Genomic DNA, 14,092 nt, shown 5'->3' with positions numbered 1-14,092 from the left:
CCGGATGGCTCCATCCGGGTCCGATCGCTGCTAGGCCGCGGCCTTCGCTCCGGTCGGAACCTCGGAGATCGTCTTCAGGATCTGCGAAGCGATCTGGTAGGGGTCGCCCTGGGAATTCGGGCGGCGGTCTTCCAGATAGCCCTTGTAGCCATTGTTGACGAAGGAGTGCGGCACGCGGATCGACGCACCACGGTCAGCCACACCGTAGCTGAACTTGTTCCACGGCGCGGTCTCGTGCTTGCCGGTCAGACGCTTGTCGTTGTCCGGGCCGTAGACGGCGATGTGGTCCATCAGGTTCTTCTCGAAGGCTTCCATCAGCTTCTCGAAGTATTCCTTGCCGCCGACTTCGCGCATGTACTTGGTCGAGAAGTTGGCGTGCATGCCCGAGCCGTTCCAGTCGGTGTCGCCGAGCGGCTTGCAGTGGAATTCGATGTCGATGCCGTAGCTCTCGGTGAGGCGCAGCATCAGGTAGCGGGCCATCCACATCTGGTCGGCGGCGGTCTTGGAGCCCTTGCCGAAGATCTGGAATTCCCACTGGCCCTTCGCCACCTCGGCGTTGATGCCTTCGTGGTTGATGCCGGCGGCGAGGCAGAGATTGAGATGCTCTTCGACGATCTTGCGGGCGACGCTGCCGACGTTCTTGTAGCCGACGCCGGTGTAGTACGGGCCTTGCGGCGCCGGATAACCCTCGCCCGGGAAGCCGAGCGGACGGCCGTCCTTGTAGAAGAAATACTCCTGCTCGAAACCGAACCAGGCGCCGTCGTCATCCAGGATGGTGGCGCGCTTGTTGGACGGATGCGGGGTCTTGCCGTCGGGCATCATGACTTCGCACATCACCAGCACGCCGTTCTCGCGCGCGGCGTCGGGATAGCAGGCGACCGGCTTCAGCACGCAGTCAGAGCTGTGGCCTTCAGCCTGCTGGGTGGACGAACCGTCAAAGCCCCACAGCGGAAGCTGTTCGAGGGTCGGAAACGACGCGAATTCCTTGATCTGCGTCTTACCGCGCAGGCTCGGCGTCGGCGTATATCCGTCGAGCCAGATATACTCGAGCTTGTACTTGGTCATTGAACCTCTCTGTTGATGATGCAAAACCGTGAGGAACCGAAAGCCAGTCGGTCGCCCCACGCGTACCCGGCCACCATCGGCCGGCTCTTACTAAGCAATTAAAATGCCAGTCGCTGCACTGCGGGACCCGCTCGGGCCGCGGATGTCCACAGCGGACCTCGCATTTCTAGCTGCGACAAAGCAGCGCGGCTGGCATGCGCCGCACTCAGGCAAAATCTTCTCTGCGTCCCCTCCGTCGCCCGTTTCTGCAGCAAATTCAGCTACCGCATCGCACTCCGATTAATGCGGTGGCAGCGCCATGTGACAGTCCGCGTCCGATCGCCGGGCCCCCAGCAACCAATGCCTCCGCTCAAGCGTTGGTCAGGCCCATCCTGCCTCGCAGGAAGCAAACCGGGATTTGCACACGAATTAGACAGAAAATGACTATTTCTTGGTCACCTTGCACCCTACTGGGCCCGGGCCGATGTTCAAAACACGGGTAACCACACGCGAGCGAGTCGGACGCACCATGGAGGCTCGCACCGGCCAAAGGAGGCTTTGACATGATCACCACGGGCCAGAACCAGGGGTCGGCAACGATCTATCAATTCCCGGCGGGGGGCCGCGCGGCTCTCGGCGGACGCCGCTACGGCGAAGTGCAGTCGGCGCGCGACCTTGCCGCTGAAGTCGAGACCTCGGCCTGCAGCGAGAGCTGGTACCATCAGGCGGCGATCGAGGACGCCGAGCGGAGCCGCGACCACTGATGCCGCCCCGAAGGAGATGCGTGGCGCAACAGCGTCAGACGGCGACAGAGCAATAGAGAAGGGTCGGAACGCGGCGTTTCGGCCCTTTTTTCATGCCAGCTCGCAAGCCGTCGCCGGCCGCCTGGCATGTTTGAGCCTGGTCAGCCCGGCCCGGCTGATCTCGAGCGTGACGCCCCCGCCTCGATAGCGCGTTCCCGTCAGCGACAGCCGCTTCGTCAGCGTCACCGCCTTGCCGTCGAGTTGCAGATGGGCGCGCGTATCGCCGTTGAAGAACGCCGCAACGAACTGCGTGCCGTCGGCGCAGTGATAATTCCGGAACGCGGATTGTGCTGACGCCGTCGAGGAACCAAGAGCCTCGAAAAGAATTGCGCCGATTAAAATGGCGCCCTCGCGATAAGTCATATTCTCCCCCCGAGAGGCCGGTTATAGACCTGTCTGCGCCGATACTCCTGCGCCAAGACCGCAACAGCTGCAACAGGCCCGCCGATGTCAGAAGCCCCTGCCCGTCACCTCAATCTCGCCGGCGCCAGCAATTTCCGCGACCTCGGCGGCTACCAGACGCGTGACGGCCGGACGGTGCGCTGGCGGCAGATCTTCCGCTCCAATCATCTGGCGCATCTCACCGAGCAGGACGTCGCCGTGGTACGCGGCCTCGGGGTCAGAAGCGCGTTCGATTTCCGCGGCGTTGCCGAGCGCGCCGAGGCGCTGTGCGGTATGAGCGACGTGACCGTGCATTCACTGCCGGTCGAGCCGACGGTGGTCGCGTCGCTGCGCGAGATCGCCAGCAGCCGACAACTGTCGGAAGCCGATGCGATCGACGTGATGCGGGATTCCTACCGCGGCTATGTGCAGGACAACACGCCGCGCTATCGCTCGCTGTTTGCTCATCTGCTCGAAGACCGCGCGCCGCTGGTGATCCATTGCACCGCCGGCAAGGATCGCACCGGCTTTGCCTGCGCGCTGATCCTGCACGCGCTCGGCGTCTCCGAGCAGGTGATCGCGGACGACTATCTCCTGACCAACCAGTTCTACAAGCGCGATCCGGCCCACAGCACCGAGCTGCCCGACGACGTCAAGCAGGTGCTCGGTACCGTGCGCGCGGCGTTTCTGGAGGCTGCGTTCGAGGCGATCGATGCCGACTACGGCAGCCTCGACGGTTATTTCCGTGAAGGCCTCGGGCTCGGCCAAGCCGAGCACGAGGCGCTTGCAGGCCGCTATCTGCAGGCCTGATCAAGTTCGCTCAGGCTGCCGCGGCCTCGAGCTCGAGCTCCGCATCGAGATCGGCGATCACATCCTCGAACGCCGAGATCGCCTGCTGGATCGCCGCGATCTGCATCAATTCCCAACTGCCCACCGGTCCCTTGCGGTTTTGCAGCGCCACCACAAGATCGCGCCGCTGCTCCTTAAGCTGAACGAGCGGTAAACCGTGATCCGGAAGATTTCCCATTCGCATAACCCCTACCTTGGCTGGTGTTCCGCTTCTAAGGAAAGGGTTCTGCGAACGACTTACAGAACTGCCGCAAATTTTATCGAACCGGCCTTACCCCGTAGTCTTACGTAGTCAGGCTTACGTGATCGCACTCCGTGCCACCGCTTCGTTGATCGCACCGAGCAACGCTTGAGTGACACAATCGGTCGCCCACTCGCTCGTATGGAGATGCTCCTGTGCACCATCGTCGAGTTCGGAGAGCGGAATTCCGGCATCGACCCATTGCTTCATCAGCGCAAAGCGGCGGAACAGGTTGACTTTCCTGCTCGCGGCGACGTCGGCGATCATTGGCATGAACTGGTTGGCGAGCTTGAGCACGTCCGGCGCGCCGATGATTGCCTGGGTGTATTGCGAATCCATCACCACGACGTCCAGCGGCAGCCCGGCCAGCACATCGAGCCCTGCCTCGAATGTCGCTTGCACCTGATCGAAGTTGTAATTCCGGTACGCGGCATTGGTGCCGATCTGCCAAATCACCATCACCGGTGCTTCGGCGATGACATCGGACTCGATGCGCGAGAACTCTTCCGGCGCCTCTTGCCCGCCGATCCCCCGGTTGATGATGTCGATCATCCGGCCGAAGGACTGTTTCTGGCTTCGCCACAAGATCTCCAGCCGTGGCGGAAATGGGAGAATTTTATCGGCCCCCGCGGTCGATGATGATCCGAGAGCAACGATCTTGACCTTGCGTTCGCGCTTGAGCGCCTCCGCAAGATGCGGCAATCCGTAACTGAACTTGACGAGTTCGAGATGGGTTTCGCAGGGCCTCGGTGTCGGCATCACAAACATCCTTGACGCGAATGAATTGATGAATACGCGCAGTAGGAGACGAAATTGACGGCATTGCAAATGAATTCCGCCTGATCATAGTGGGCGGCAGCCTGTCGTGCGTACGGAGACCGCCATGAACGGAAAAGCCATCGTCATCACCGGCGCCCTCGGCGCGCTCGGCAAAGTGGTCGCCGAAGAGGCGTTGGCGCGCGGCGCCCGCGTCGCCGGCATCGATCATGCCGCCTCACAGCTTGCCGCGACGGCTGACCGCATCGAGCTCGGCGGTATCGACCTCACCAACACGGCACAGGCAACCGCCGCAATCGACAAGGCGGCCGCGCATTTCGGCCGGCTCGACGGACTGATCAACATCGCCGGCGGGTTTACCTTCGAAGCAGTGAGCGACGGCGATCCCGCGACCTGGCACCGCATGTACGCGATGAATGTGATGACCGCGTTCAACACATCACGCGCCGCCATCCCACATCTCGTCAAATCCGGCGCCGGACGCATCATCAATATCGGCGCGCTGGGCGCCTTGCAGGCCGCATCCGGCATGGGGCCCTATGCGGCGTCAAAGGCCGGCGTGCACCGCCTGACCGAGTCGCTGGCTGCGGAACTCAAGGGCAAAGTCACGGTCAACGCTGTGCTGCCCTCGATCATCGACACCGCAGCCAACCGCGCCGCGATGCCGAAGGCCGATATCTCCAAATGGGTGACGCCGAAGGAGCTCGCCGACGTGATCTTGTTCCTTGCCAGCGACGCCGCAAGCGCCGTCACCGGCGCGCTGCTGCCAGTCAACGGGCGGGTTTAGTCCGCAACCAGCAGCCGCAGCTTCGAGCGGAAGCGGATGCTCTGCTTGCCGGCGAGCGCCATGCCGTCGCCTTTGGCGGTCTCGTCGGTATAGGTGCCGGTGAATCCGATCGTCACCACCTTGCGTTCCCACACCGGACGTTCGCCATAGGTCGGCGAATGCTCCTCGTTGGTGACCTCGCCCTTCCATTTGCCGTCGGCCGCGGTGTAGCTGCCATGGGCGAAGAAGAACGAGTCGCCGCCGCGCATCTGGCCGTCGCGCAGCACCATGACGCCCTGGTTGCCGCCAGAGACGCCGTCGAGAAATTCGACGGTGATGTGATAGAGCCCGTTCCGGATCATGAGTTGCGCCTGGTCCCGGTTCCGACAATAGCCGCTCGGCCGCGCTTTGGGCAAATTCCAGCCGCCTCAGCGGGCGCAATTCCGCGCTATGCTGGCGCACCGAGTCGCGGCCGGATGCCGCAGGAGCCTGCCTGTTGGAAACCGCACTTTATCTGCCCGTCAAACGCTTCCTCGAAAAGCTCGGCTTCACGGTGAAGGGCGAGATCGGCGGCTGCGACCTGGTGGCGCTGAGCGGCGATGACCCACCCGTCGTCGTAATCGGTGAACTCAAGCTCGCCTTCAATCTCGAACTGATTTTGCAGGCGGTCGATCGCGCCGGCGCCGCCGACGAGGTGTGGATCGCGGCCAAGGTCTCGACCCGCGGCAAGGGCCGCGAGAGTGACGCGCGCTATCGCAATCTGTGCCGTCGGCTCGGCTTCGGCATGCTCGGCGTCACCGATCGCGGCGACGTCGAGGTGCTGGTGCCGCCGCCGACCACGGCACCGCGCCGCAATCCGAAGAAGCGCTCGCGCCTGATCACCGAGCACCGCAAGCGCAAGGGCGATCCCGCGATGGGTGGATCGACTCGTGCCCCGATCATGACCGCCTACCGGCAGCAGGCGCTGGCCTGCGCCTCGGCGCTTTCGGACGGGCCACGGCGGGTGCGCGATCTGCGCACCGATATTCCCGACGCGGGCAAGATCCTGCTGCATAATGTCTATGGCTGGTTCGATCGCACCGAGCGCGGCATCTATGTGCTGACCGATGCCGGCCGTGCCGCGCTGAAGCGCTGGCCTCAGCAGCCGATGAACGCGTCAGGGGCTGAGGCCGCCCCTTAGAGGGAGAGCATCATGATCGTCGTCACCGGCAGCGTCACCGCCCGCCCCGACACGTTCGACGAGGTACGGCGGTTGAGCCTCGAGCATGTCCATCGCTCGCGCACCGAGCCCGGCTGCATCTCGCACGCGGTCCATGTCGACTGCGAGAATCCGCTCAGGCTGGTGTTCTTCGAGCAATGGGCCGACCGGGCGGCGCTGGCGGCGCATTTCGCGGTCCCCACGTCACGCGATTTCGTCCGCTCGCTGCAATCGCTTGCGGCCGCAGCGACCGCAATCGAACTTTATGACGCTCACAAGATTGAGAGACTCTAGCTGCATGGCTGGATTGCCATCTCACATTCATATTGCAATGCAACATTCGGCATCCTACGTATCTCCCGCGATTCAAGGATGAGGCGGCGATGAGCGGAGACTGGAATACCAAGTATGGCACAAGGCGCGTGCGGCATGATCCGCCGACGCTGGAGGAAGCAATCTTCGCCGCCGTCGGCATCACGGATGACGTGGAGGCCCAGGCCGAGATCGCGTCGTCCCTGATGGGGCTGCCGTATGACGAGGTGCTCGCCGAGGTGAAGAAGACCGCGCGCGTCAGCGCCCGCACCGGCACGGCAACCCGCGTGATCGCCGGCGAACAGGGGGCGCAGCGCTCCGTCGTGGTCGAGCGCCGCGTGGTCCGCCGCTTCGCGACCGACAAGCGCACCGGCACCTGAACAACACCATCCGATGACTTAAAGAAAAAGGGCAATCCGCTGAGCGGACTGCCCTTTTTCTTTTGATGTGAAGTCTCAGCTCAGGCTGCCCGGCCCCAGCCGGAGATCTGCATCACCATGCGCCAATAGGCGCGGTTCATGTCGACGATCGCGCGCGCGGCCTCGACCGGCGTCACCGGGGTGACAGCGGGTGCCGGCTCGCCCTGGTGCTGCTCGGTCAGGTCAATGCTGCCCGTGGACTCACCGTGACGGAAGGTCAGCTGCGCACCGAACTTGATGGCGAGCGCGCGCATCGCGTCGTTTTGCGCGCCCGTGGTGATGCGCAGGCTGGCGTAGCCCTTGGCATGCGCCTCGGCGATCAGCTTGCGGAACAGCGTGCTGCCGACGCCCTTGCGCCGCGACGACCGCTCCACGCTGAAGGCAATCTCGGGCTGCGCGTCCGGCGACTGCTCCGGCGGATGCAGCTCCGCCGCACCTCGGACCACGCCATCCTCGAAATAGGCGATGATCACGGTGCCGTCGTTGGCGCAGCGCTCGGCATAGCGGCGGATGAAACTGTCGTCGATGAAGCCATGAAAACGATCATGACGGCTGGTTCGATCCAGTCGCAGCAAATGATCGCGCAGCAGAGGAAGCTCCTCCTGCTGGCTCAACGTCCGCACGGTGCCCCGGGCAGAGGTCGAACTGATGGAATCGTGGTTCATTTCATAACTCCTCTTGGTAGCCCTCGAGGAGGCGTCGACTCCCTAACCTGTCCTATATTGTGCGTCGCACCATATCATTCAAGCACTCAGATTCATTTAATTAAGGCATGAGGTGATCGGTAAATCACATTATTGCCTCATCATAGTACCAGCTGTGTTTGGGTCACGACGGCCACCAGCTTGCCGTCCTCGGTCTCCAGCCGGGTCTGCCAGACCTGGGTCCGTCGGCCCCGGTGAACCGGCGTGGCCGTTGCGATCACGGTGGCCCCCTCCTTTGCGCCGCCGATGAAGTTGGTCTTGCTCTCCAGCGTCGTGGTGCCCTTGGCGTCCTCGGGCAGGTTGATCACGGTGGCGGCGGCGCCGACCGAGTCCGCGAACGCCATCACCGCGCCGCCATGGATAGTGTTCCGAAGGGTGCAGAGGTCCGGCCGCACCAGCATCCTGGCGACCACGCGATCCTGGTCAGCCTCGATGAAGGTGACGCCCTTCAGTTCCGCAAACGGCATCTTCATCGACTGGATCTTTTCGAGCGGCGTCATGGGCACTCCCTGCGTGTCTTCTTCGAGGTTGATGCCGGCATGATGGATTGCCCGGCCGGGCCCGGCAATGACGTCTGAGGTAATGGCGACCATGACGTGATGGTATCAGTGACAACGGACCGCCAAGCCTGCATACCGTCGCCCATGCGCGACTTCCCTCCCCGCCGGATCGTCTGCCTGACCGAAGAGACGGTCGAAACGCTGTATCTGCTCGGCGAGCAGGACCGCATCGTCGGCGTCTCCGGCTACGCGGTGCGGCCACCGCAGGTGCGGCGCGAGAAGCCGCGGGTGTCGGCGTTCATCTCCGCCGACATTCCAAAGATCCTGGCGCTCGACCCCGACATGGTGCTCGCCTTCTCCGATTTGCAGGCCGACATCGTCGCCGACCTCGTGCGCGCCGGCGTCGCGGTCCATGTCTTCAACCAGCGCGACGTCGCCGGCATCCTGGCGATGATCCGCACCTTGGGCGCGATGGTCGGCGTGGCCCGGCGCGCAGACGAACTCGCGCAAAGCCTCGCGCAACGGCTGGCCGCGATCGCGGCAATGCCGCGCCCGGCGCCGCGGCCAAAGGTCTATTTCGAGGAATGGGACGATCCGCTGATTAGCGGCATCGGCTGGGTGTCCGAACTGATCGAGATCGCCGGCGGCGAAGACGCGCTGCCGCACCTGCGCGCGCACAAGGCCGCGAAGGATCGCATCGTCACGCCTGATGTCGTGCGTGCGGCGATGCCCGACGTGATCCTGGCGTCCTGGTGCGGCAAGAAGGTCGTGCCAGACCGCATCCGCAAGCGTGAGGGATGGAGCGACATTCCGGCCGTGCGCAGCGACCGCATCGTCGAGATCAAATCGCCAATCATCCTGCAGCCAGGTCCCGCCGCACTGACCGACGGGCTCGATGCGATCGTGAAGGCGCTGTGGGTCTGACCTCCGTCATGCGAGGAGCGAAGCGACGAAGCAATCCACGCTTCCGCAAGCGGAGGCATGGATTGCTTCGCTACGCTCGCAATGACGTGGAGAGAACGGTGGCTACGCCTTCTCCACCCCGCACCACTCCGCGATGAACAGCGCGGTGGCCTTGGTCGACTTCTTGAGCGAGTCGAGCTCGACATATTCGTTGAACCCGTGCATCGCAGCTCCCGTGGCACCGAAGCAGAGACTCGGGATGTCGTAGTTCAGGCCGTAGAAGCGCGTGTCGGTCAGCGCGGTGAAGGCGCGATCTTCCACCGCCCCGCCATAGACTGCCTGATGCGCCTTGGCGAACGCGGCTTCCGGCGCCTCGGAGTTCACGAGCTCATAGCCTTCCGACAGGAAGCCCGACCACTCCACCTGCGGCGGATTGTTGGAGAGGAAGCGGTGGTCGCGCGCCGCGGCCGCGACGCAGGCCAGAATCTCCTTCTGGCATTCGGCGATTGACCAACCCGGCAGCACCGCGATGCGGCAGTCGACGTCGCACCAGGCCGGCACGCTGGAGGCCCAGTCGCCGCCCCTGATGATGCCCGGATTGAAGTTGATCGGATGATTGACGTCCTTGAAGTGGCGGTCGGTCTTGGCGCGCTCGTTCCAGGCGATCTCGAGCTTCTCCAGCGCATGCACCAGATGATACGCCGCCATGATCGCGTTCGAGCCCGCGCCGGCCTCGAACACATGCACCGGGAAGCCACGCACCTTCAGGCGGAACCAGATCACGCCGACCTGCGAGCGGATCATCTTGCCGTTGGTCGGCTCCGGAATGAAGCAGGCATCGGCGCGATAGCCGCGCTGCAAGGTCGAAAGCGCGCCGACGCCGGTGCTCTCCTCTTCGATGACAGACTGGAAGTGAATCCGCGCCGTCGGCTTCAATCCGGCCTTCCTGATCGCATCCAGCGCATAGAGCGCGGCGATGGTGCCGGACTTCATGTCGCAGGCGCCGCGGCCATACATCCTGCCATCCTTGATGACAGGAGAGAACGGCGGCGTCTCCCACATGTCGAGCGGACCGGTCGGCACCACGTCGCAGTGGCCCTGCAGGATCAGCGATTTGCCGGCATTGGTGGCCGGACGATAGGTGCCGACCACCGTGCGCGCCCTGGAGAAATCATGCTCGATCGGGCCGAAGCCGCGCAGATCCTTCAGTTCGTCGAGATTGATGTGCCAGTCGTCGACCTCGTAGCCGCGTTCGCGCAGGAGATCGCCGATCATGTCCTGGCACGGCCCCTCGGCGCCGCGGGTCGAGGGGATCGCGACAAAGGCCTGCGTCGCCGCAAGCTGCGCATCGAACCCCTCGTCAACGGCAGCAAGGATTCGTTGTTGCGTCTCGGCAGTCATGCGGCAGCTCCATCGGGAATTTTAGATAAGGCGGGAGCCGCAGCGTAGCCCGATTTCACCCCTCGGGGTATTGCGCAAAATAGGCATCCCGCAATGCATCTTCGAGCAGACGGCCTTCCGAATAGCCATCGAGCGTCTTCGGCCGCGTCACGCCGTCGAGCAGCCGCGGGCACGGCTCGGGCGCGCCGAGCACGGTGCGCACCGGAATGCGCTCGGCATAGATCGGCAACTCGTAATCCTCGTCGTCGTCGGCGACGCCCTTGGCGCGCACCTTTGCGGAAGCCTCCTCGATCTCCATCGCGATGAACGAGGTCGCCTTGATCTCCTGCTTGTTGCTGGCGCGCAGGCCCGCGGTGCGCTCGGGAAAGAAGCGGTCGACCATCGCAACGATGGCGCGCTCCTTCTCCGCGGGATCGGTGACGAGGTAAGCAGTGCCGAACGCCATCACCGCGCGATAGTCGGCCGAGTGATTGAAGCCGCAGCGCGCCAGCACCAGGCTGTCGAGATGGGCGACCGTCAGGCAGACGCGCTGGCCGTCCGACTGGTTCTCCAGCATCCGGCTCGCGCTCGAGCCGTGCCAGTAGAGCCTGGTGCCCTCGCGCCAGAAGAAGGTCGGCGTGCAATAGGGCTGGCCGTCGATCACGTAGGAGACGTGGCACAGCATTGAGGCGTCCAGGATCTTGTGCACGGTGGCGTGGTCGTAGAAGCCGCGGTCGTGGCGGCGCTTGACCCGGTTGCGGGACGACGTTGGGTACGACGACTTGGGGTAGGACGGAGTGGATGCGCCTTCGGTCACGGTCAGCCTCTTCGAAATCTGGAATCTGTCCAGAGTTGTAGCGGCCCATTTGGTCTGCGATAGTGCCAATTCCATGCGAAAAATTCCGACCAATTCCCGCAAGCCCGCGGCGCGCAAACCCGAGCTGCCGCTCGACCTCAGCGGCCCGCATGTGACGCCGGGCGCGGCCTCGCAGCAGCGGCTTTATCAGGCGCTGTGCCACGCCATTGTCAGCGGCCTCGTCAAGCCGGGCGAGCCGCTGCCGCCGTCGCGCGCACTCGCCAAGCAGACCGGCTTCCGCCGCAACGCCGTCACCACGGCCTATGAGCGGCTGATCGCCGACGGCTTCGCGGTGGCAACAACCGGCTCCGGCACCTTCGTCGCCGCACGCATTCCGGCGCAGGCCGGCACACGGCGACGCGCGAAGATCGAGATCGAGCCGCCGCAGCACAATGCGCTGTCGCTCGGCTGCACCCATATCGACGAGCGCGCGTTGCAGCGCTTCCGCGCCTTCGCCGGCCGTAGGCTGCGTGCCTTCGGCGCTGAGCATCTGCATTACGGCGACCCGCGCGGCAGCAGCGAATTGCGCGCCGCGATATCAGACCATTTGCTGTCGGCGCGCGGGCTGCGCTGCGATCCCGACCAGATCATGTTGGCCTCGGGCACGCTGCATGCGCTACGCATCGTGCTCGGCACCATCCTCAAGCCCGGCGACCAGGTCTGGTGCGAGGATCCCGGCTATCCGGCAGCACGGCGCGCGATCGAGCATTGCGGCTATCGGCCGGTGCCGGTGCCGGTCGATGGATCGGGCATGCGCATCGACAAGGGGCGCGTCTCGGCCCCCCAGGCGCGCGCGGCCTACGTCACGCCGTCGCACCAATTCCCGCTCGGTGTACAGATGTCGATGCCGCGCCGGCTCGAACTGCTCGACTGGGCAAGAGATGCCGGCGCCTTCGTGTTCGAGGACGATTACGACAGCGAGTTCCGTTACGACGGCGCGCCGCTACTGTCACTCGCCGGCATCGATCATCTGCGCCGCGTGATCTACATGGGCACGTTTGCGAAGACGCTGTTTCCGGGATTGCGGATCGGCTACTGCGCCCTGCCCGAGGCCTTGATCGGCCCGGTGACCGAAGCACGCGCCGCGCTCGATCGCTTTCCCGGCACGTTGATGGAGGGCGCAGTCGCCGACATGCTGAACTCCGGCGCCTTCGCCGCGAACTTGCGCAAGTCGCGAAAGCTCTATCGCGAGGCGCGCGACGTGCTGGCGTCGACGCTGACGCGAGCCTCCGAGGGTGAGCTGACGGTTCCCGTGCCGTCGCAGGGCCTGCATCTCGTGGCGCGGCTCGATCCCGCGACCGATCCGCTGGTCGCAGCGCGGGCAAAATCGGCCGCCGGCGTCGGTGGCTGGCTGCTCGCCGAGACCTATCATCGCGCACGGCCATTGCCCGGCTTCGTGCTGGGTTTCTCCGGTCATCCGGTTCCGCAACTCGTCGCCTCGGCGGAACAATTGGCGAAGACAACGCTGACTGCGCTGCGCGCAACGCGCGACGCATCCGCCAAGCCGCAGCGCCCTAGGAGAATCGCAGCCACCTGACTAAGGTCGCCCGCGTTGAGTCAGTGTCCGCTTTACGGAGATACCGGATGCCCAATCGCAACGTCCTGTATCTCATGATCGGCGCGCTGGTCGTGATCGCAGGCATGCTCGGCTACAATCTTTATCAGGCGAAGAAGCAGCCCGAAGGCCTGCAGATCAATGTCGGCCCCGACGGGCTCAAGATCCAGAACAAGTGATGGAGGCTGCGATGGCGCGCATGGGACTGGTTGCTCTGGTCAGCGCCGCAGCACTTTGCGCGATCGCGCACTCCGCCTCTGCGCAACAAGCCCTGATGCGCGAAGGCGACATCGTCGACCTCAGGGTCGGTCAGCGCGTCCTCATCGATGACGGCTCATGCCCGGCCGGGCAGATCAAGCAGGTGGTCGGCTCCAAGCTGAGCGAGAACGGCGTGGTGCGGACCCGCAGTTGCGTGCCGCGCCTCGCCAAAAAATAAACGCCCCGCTTCCGCGAGGCGTTACCCTCATCACGTCCTGATGCGCTGCTCAGTTCGAGATCGGCTCGAACATGCATTGCAAGGTCGGCTTGGCGATCTTGGTGAACGTCGGCCCGATCTCGGCCTGCTTGGACGGCGGCACCCAATCGGTCTCGATGGTCGGGACGCCGGTTTCGCTGATCCCGCGCAGCAATGCCAGGCGGAGATCGGGATCATCCACCGTCGCAGCCGCATGGTCGTGCAGGCAACCGCACACCGCCTCGGGATGCGCCCAGCGGCCGAGCATATGCGGCGCGCATTGCCGGACGAATTCGTCGCGCGGCTCAGGCACCCGGTACAGCGACCGGATCTGCATCGATTCGAGCGGAAGTTGGGATTGGGCTTGCGCGGAACCCGCCAGGAGGAGCGATGCAAACATCGCGGCGGAGCAGATGCGGAGCAACATGGGGAGCCTTTACCGGCAGTTCTGTTTTTCGCGTCGCGCTTTTAGTTAGTTGGCCTGTGCCATCACCAACGGGGCGGAGGTGACGGTGACAACGGGCGAGCCGCTATAGGAGAAGGTGCCGATGCCGGGCAAACCGATGTCCGGGGAACCAGCCATCGACGAGCCGGCCATCACGAAAGCGACGGCGAGGATCAGGCTCATGGTCCGCATTTGACAGTCTCCGTTAGTCCAGTCGGCGTCAGGCGCCGTTGTTGACAGTTTGATAACGAGCTGCCGTTTCGGGAGTTCTGCGGAACAAGCCGAAAATGGTTTCGTCGGAACCTGAATTGTTTCGTCGGCCGGGCGCCCACGAAACATTCGCCGGAAAACGCCAATGTTTTCAGTGGCCGCGGCTCAGCAGCGAGCCTGTTCAAGATGTCGCGCGCTCAACCTGCCTGGCTGTGGATGGTTCGATTATGCGTGCGAATTGAGCGCGCTACCGCGCTTTCTTAACTTTGCTCTGCTGAGACAGGAAGCAGCACAG

Annotated in this window: 21 protein-coding genes; 10 read left to right on the top strand and 11 right to left on the bottom strand. The window is 64.1% G+C overall.

Annotated features, from left to right (window positions below; all coding sequences use genetic code 11):
* Positions 1-30 precede the first annotated feature (30 nt).
* Positions 31-1,065, bottom strand: a complete 1,035-nt coding sequence (locus ACVILL_RS30805) for a glutamine synthetase beta-grasp domain-containing protein (RefSeq protein ID WP_456732495.1) — start codon at positions 1,063-1,065, stop codon at positions 31-33.
* A 542-nt stretch (positions 1,066-1,607) separates the two neighbouring features.
* Here ACVILL_RS30805 and ACVILL_RS30800 point away from each other — a divergent pair.
* Positions 1,608-1,808, top strand: a complete 201-nt coding sequence (locus ACVILL_RS30800; protein WP_456732494.1) for a DUF2735 domain-containing protein — start codon at positions 1,608-1,610, stop codon at positions 1,806-1,808.
* A 90-nt stretch (positions 1,809-1,898) separates the two neighbouring features.
* Here ACVILL_RS30800 and ACVILL_RS30795 read toward each other — a convergent pair whose 3' ends face one another.
* Complete coding sequence (locus tag ACVILL_RS30795) at positions 1,899-2,210, bottom strand: MliC family protein (RefSeq protein ID WP_456732493.1); 312 nt, start codon at positions 2,208-2,210, stop codon at positions 1,899-1,901.
* A gap of 84 nt (positions 2,211-2,294) precedes the next feature.
* Between ACVILL_RS30795 and ACVILL_RS30790 the strand changes: the two genes are divergently transcribed.
* Positions 2,295-3,038: a tyrosine-protein phosphatase gene (locus ACVILL_RS30790; RefSeq protein WP_456732492.1), complete on the top strand. Its 744-nt coding sequence runs from the start codon at positions 2,295-2,297 to the stop codon at positions 3,036-3,038.
* Positions 3,039-3,048: 10 nt separating this feature from the next.
* On the opposite strand, the gene ACVILL_RS30785 is transcribed toward ACVILL_RS30790, so the two are convergent.
* Both ACVILL_RS30785 and ACVILL_RS30780 read right to left on the bottom strand, forming a co-directional pair.
* Positions 3,049-3,255: a hypothetical protein gene (locus ACVILL_RS30785; protein WP_035634033.1), complete on the bottom strand. Its 207-nt coding sequence runs from the start codon at positions 3,253-3,255 to the stop codon at positions 3,049-3,051.
* A 120-nt stretch (positions 3,256-3,375) separates the two neighbouring features.
* Complete coding sequence (locus ACVILL_RS30780; protein WP_456732491.1) at positions 3,376-4,077, bottom strand: SGNH/GDSL hydrolase family protein; 702 nt, start codon at positions 4,075-4,077, stop codon at positions 3,376-3,378.
* A gap of 124 nt (positions 4,078-4,201) precedes the next feature.
* Between ACVILL_RS30780 and fabG the strand changes: the two genes are divergently transcribed.
* Entirely contained in the window at positions 4,202-4,882 is a 681-nt protein-coding gene (fabG, locus tag ACVILL_RS30775) for a 3-oxoacyl-ACP reductase FabG (RefSeq protein ID WP_456732490.1), read from the top strand.
* On the opposite strand, the gene ACVILL_RS30770 is transcribed toward fabG, so the two are convergent.
* Positions 4,879-5,223, bottom strand: coding sequence for a hypothetical protein (locus tag ACVILL_RS30770; RefSeq protein ID WP_456732489.1), 345 nt, complete (start codon positions 5,221-5,223; stop codon positions 4,879-4,881). The two genes, fabG and ACVILL_RS30770, sit on opposite strands and share 4 nt — an antisense overlap.
* Positions 5,224-5,357: 134 nt before the next feature.
* Between ACVILL_RS30770 and ACVILL_RS30765 the strand changes: the two genes are divergently transcribed.
* The 3 genes from ACVILL_RS30765 (at position 5,358) to ACVILL_RS30755 (ending at position 6,751) form a co-directional block, all read left to right on the top strand.
* Positions 5,358-6,041 carry a DUF2161 domain-containing phosphodiesterase gene (locus ACVILL_RS30765; RefSeq protein WP_456732488.1) on the top strand — a complete coding sequence of 228 codons (684 nt, stop codon included), beginning with the start codon at positions 5,358-5,360 and terminating at the stop codon, positions 6,039-6,041.
* 12 nt (positions 6,042-6,053) lie between these two features.
* Positions 6,054-6,353: a putative quinol monooxygenase gene (locus ACVILL_RS30760; protein WP_456732487.1), complete on the top strand. Its 300-nt coding sequence runs from the start codon at positions 6,054-6,056 to the stop codon at positions 6,351-6,353.
* 89 nt (positions 6,354-6,442) lie between these two features.
* Entirely contained in the window at positions 6,443-6,751 is a 309-nt protein-coding gene (locus ACVILL_RS30755; protein WP_076860275.1) for a hypothetical protein, read from the top strand.
* 80 nt (positions 6,752-6,831) lie between these two features.
* Here ACVILL_RS30755 and ACVILL_RS30750 read toward each other — a convergent pair whose 3' ends face one another.
* Positions 6,832-7,455 (bottom strand): N-acetyltransferase family protein, encoded by a 624-nt coding sequence (locus ACVILL_RS30750; protein WP_456732486.1) that lies wholly within the window; start codon positions 7,453-7,455, stop codon positions 6,832-6,834.
* Between the two features lie 140 nt (positions 7,456-7,595).
* On the bottom strand, positions 7,596-7,994 hold the full coding sequence (locus tag ACVILL_RS30745) for a PaaI family thioesterase (RefSeq protein WP_456732485.1): 399 nt from the start codon (positions 7,992-7,994) through the stop codon (positions 7,596-7,598).
* Between the two features lie 144 nt (positions 7,995-8,138).
* On the opposite strand from ACVILL_RS30745, the gene ACVILL_RS30740 reads away from it, so the two are divergent.
* Positions 8,139-8,918 (top strand): cobalamin-binding protein, encoded by a 780-nt coding sequence (locus ACVILL_RS30740; protein ID WP_456732484.1) that lies wholly within the window; start codon positions 8,139-8,141, stop codon positions 8,916-8,918.
* Positions 8,919-9,020: 102 nt separating this feature from the next.
* Here ACVILL_RS30740 and ACVILL_RS30735 read toward each other — a convergent pair whose 3' ends face one another.
* Both ACVILL_RS30735 and ACVILL_RS30730 read right to left on the bottom strand, forming a co-directional pair.
* A complete protein-coding gene (locus ACVILL_RS30735; RefSeq protein WP_456732483.1) occupies positions 9,021-10,298 on the bottom strand; it encodes an ArgE/DapE family deacylase in 1,278 nt (425 codons plus the stop codon).
* Positions 10,299-10,353: 55 nt separating this feature from the next.
* A complete protein-coding gene (locus ACVILL_RS30730) occupies positions 10,354-11,094 on the bottom strand; it encodes a pyridoxamine 5'-phosphate oxidase family protein (RefSeq protein ID WP_456732482.1) in 741 nt (246 codons plus the stop codon).
* 73 nt (positions 11,095-11,167) lie between these two features.
* On the opposite strand from ACVILL_RS30730, the gene pdxR reads away from it, so the two are divergent.
* From pdxR to ACVILL_RS30715, 3 genes are read left to right on the top strand one after another with little or no spacing between them, the layout of a single operon-like run.
* Entirely contained in the window at positions 11,168-12,670 is a 1,503-nt protein-coding gene (gene pdxR / locus ACVILL_RS30725; protein WP_456732481.1) for a MocR-like pyridoxine biosynthesis transcription factor PdxR, read from the top strand.
* A 47-nt stretch (positions 12,671-12,717) separates the two neighbouring features.
* Positions 12,718-12,867, top strand: coding sequence for a hypothetical protein (locus ACVILL_RS30720; protein WP_456732480.1), 150 nt, complete (start codon positions 12,718-12,720; stop codon positions 12,865-12,867).
* 11 nt (positions 12,868-12,878) lie between these two features.
* Entirely contained in the window at positions 12,879-13,124 is a 246-nt protein-coding gene (locus ACVILL_RS30715; RefSeq protein ID WP_456732479.1) for a DUF6719 family protein, read from the top strand.
* A 49-nt stretch (positions 13,125-13,173) separates the two neighbouring features.
* Here the strand turns inward: ACVILL_RS30715 and ACVILL_RS30710 are convergent, their stop codons facing one another.
* Entirely contained in the window at positions 13,174-13,569 is a 396-nt protein-coding gene (locus ACVILL_RS30710) for a hypothetical protein (protein WP_456732478.1), read from the bottom strand.
* A 45-nt stretch (positions 13,570-13,614) separates the two neighbouring features.
* Positions 13,615-13,779, bottom strand: coding sequence for a hypothetical protein (locus ACVILL_RS30705; RefSeq protein WP_456732477.1), 165 nt, complete (start codon positions 13,777-13,779; stop codon positions 13,615-13,617).
* Positions 13,780-14,092: the final 313 nt, after the last annotated feature.

The sequence above is a fragment of the Bradyrhizobium sp. USDA 3364 genome (assembly GCF_054056355.1).
This window is presented reverse-complemented; position numbering and strand designations above follow the sequence as displayed.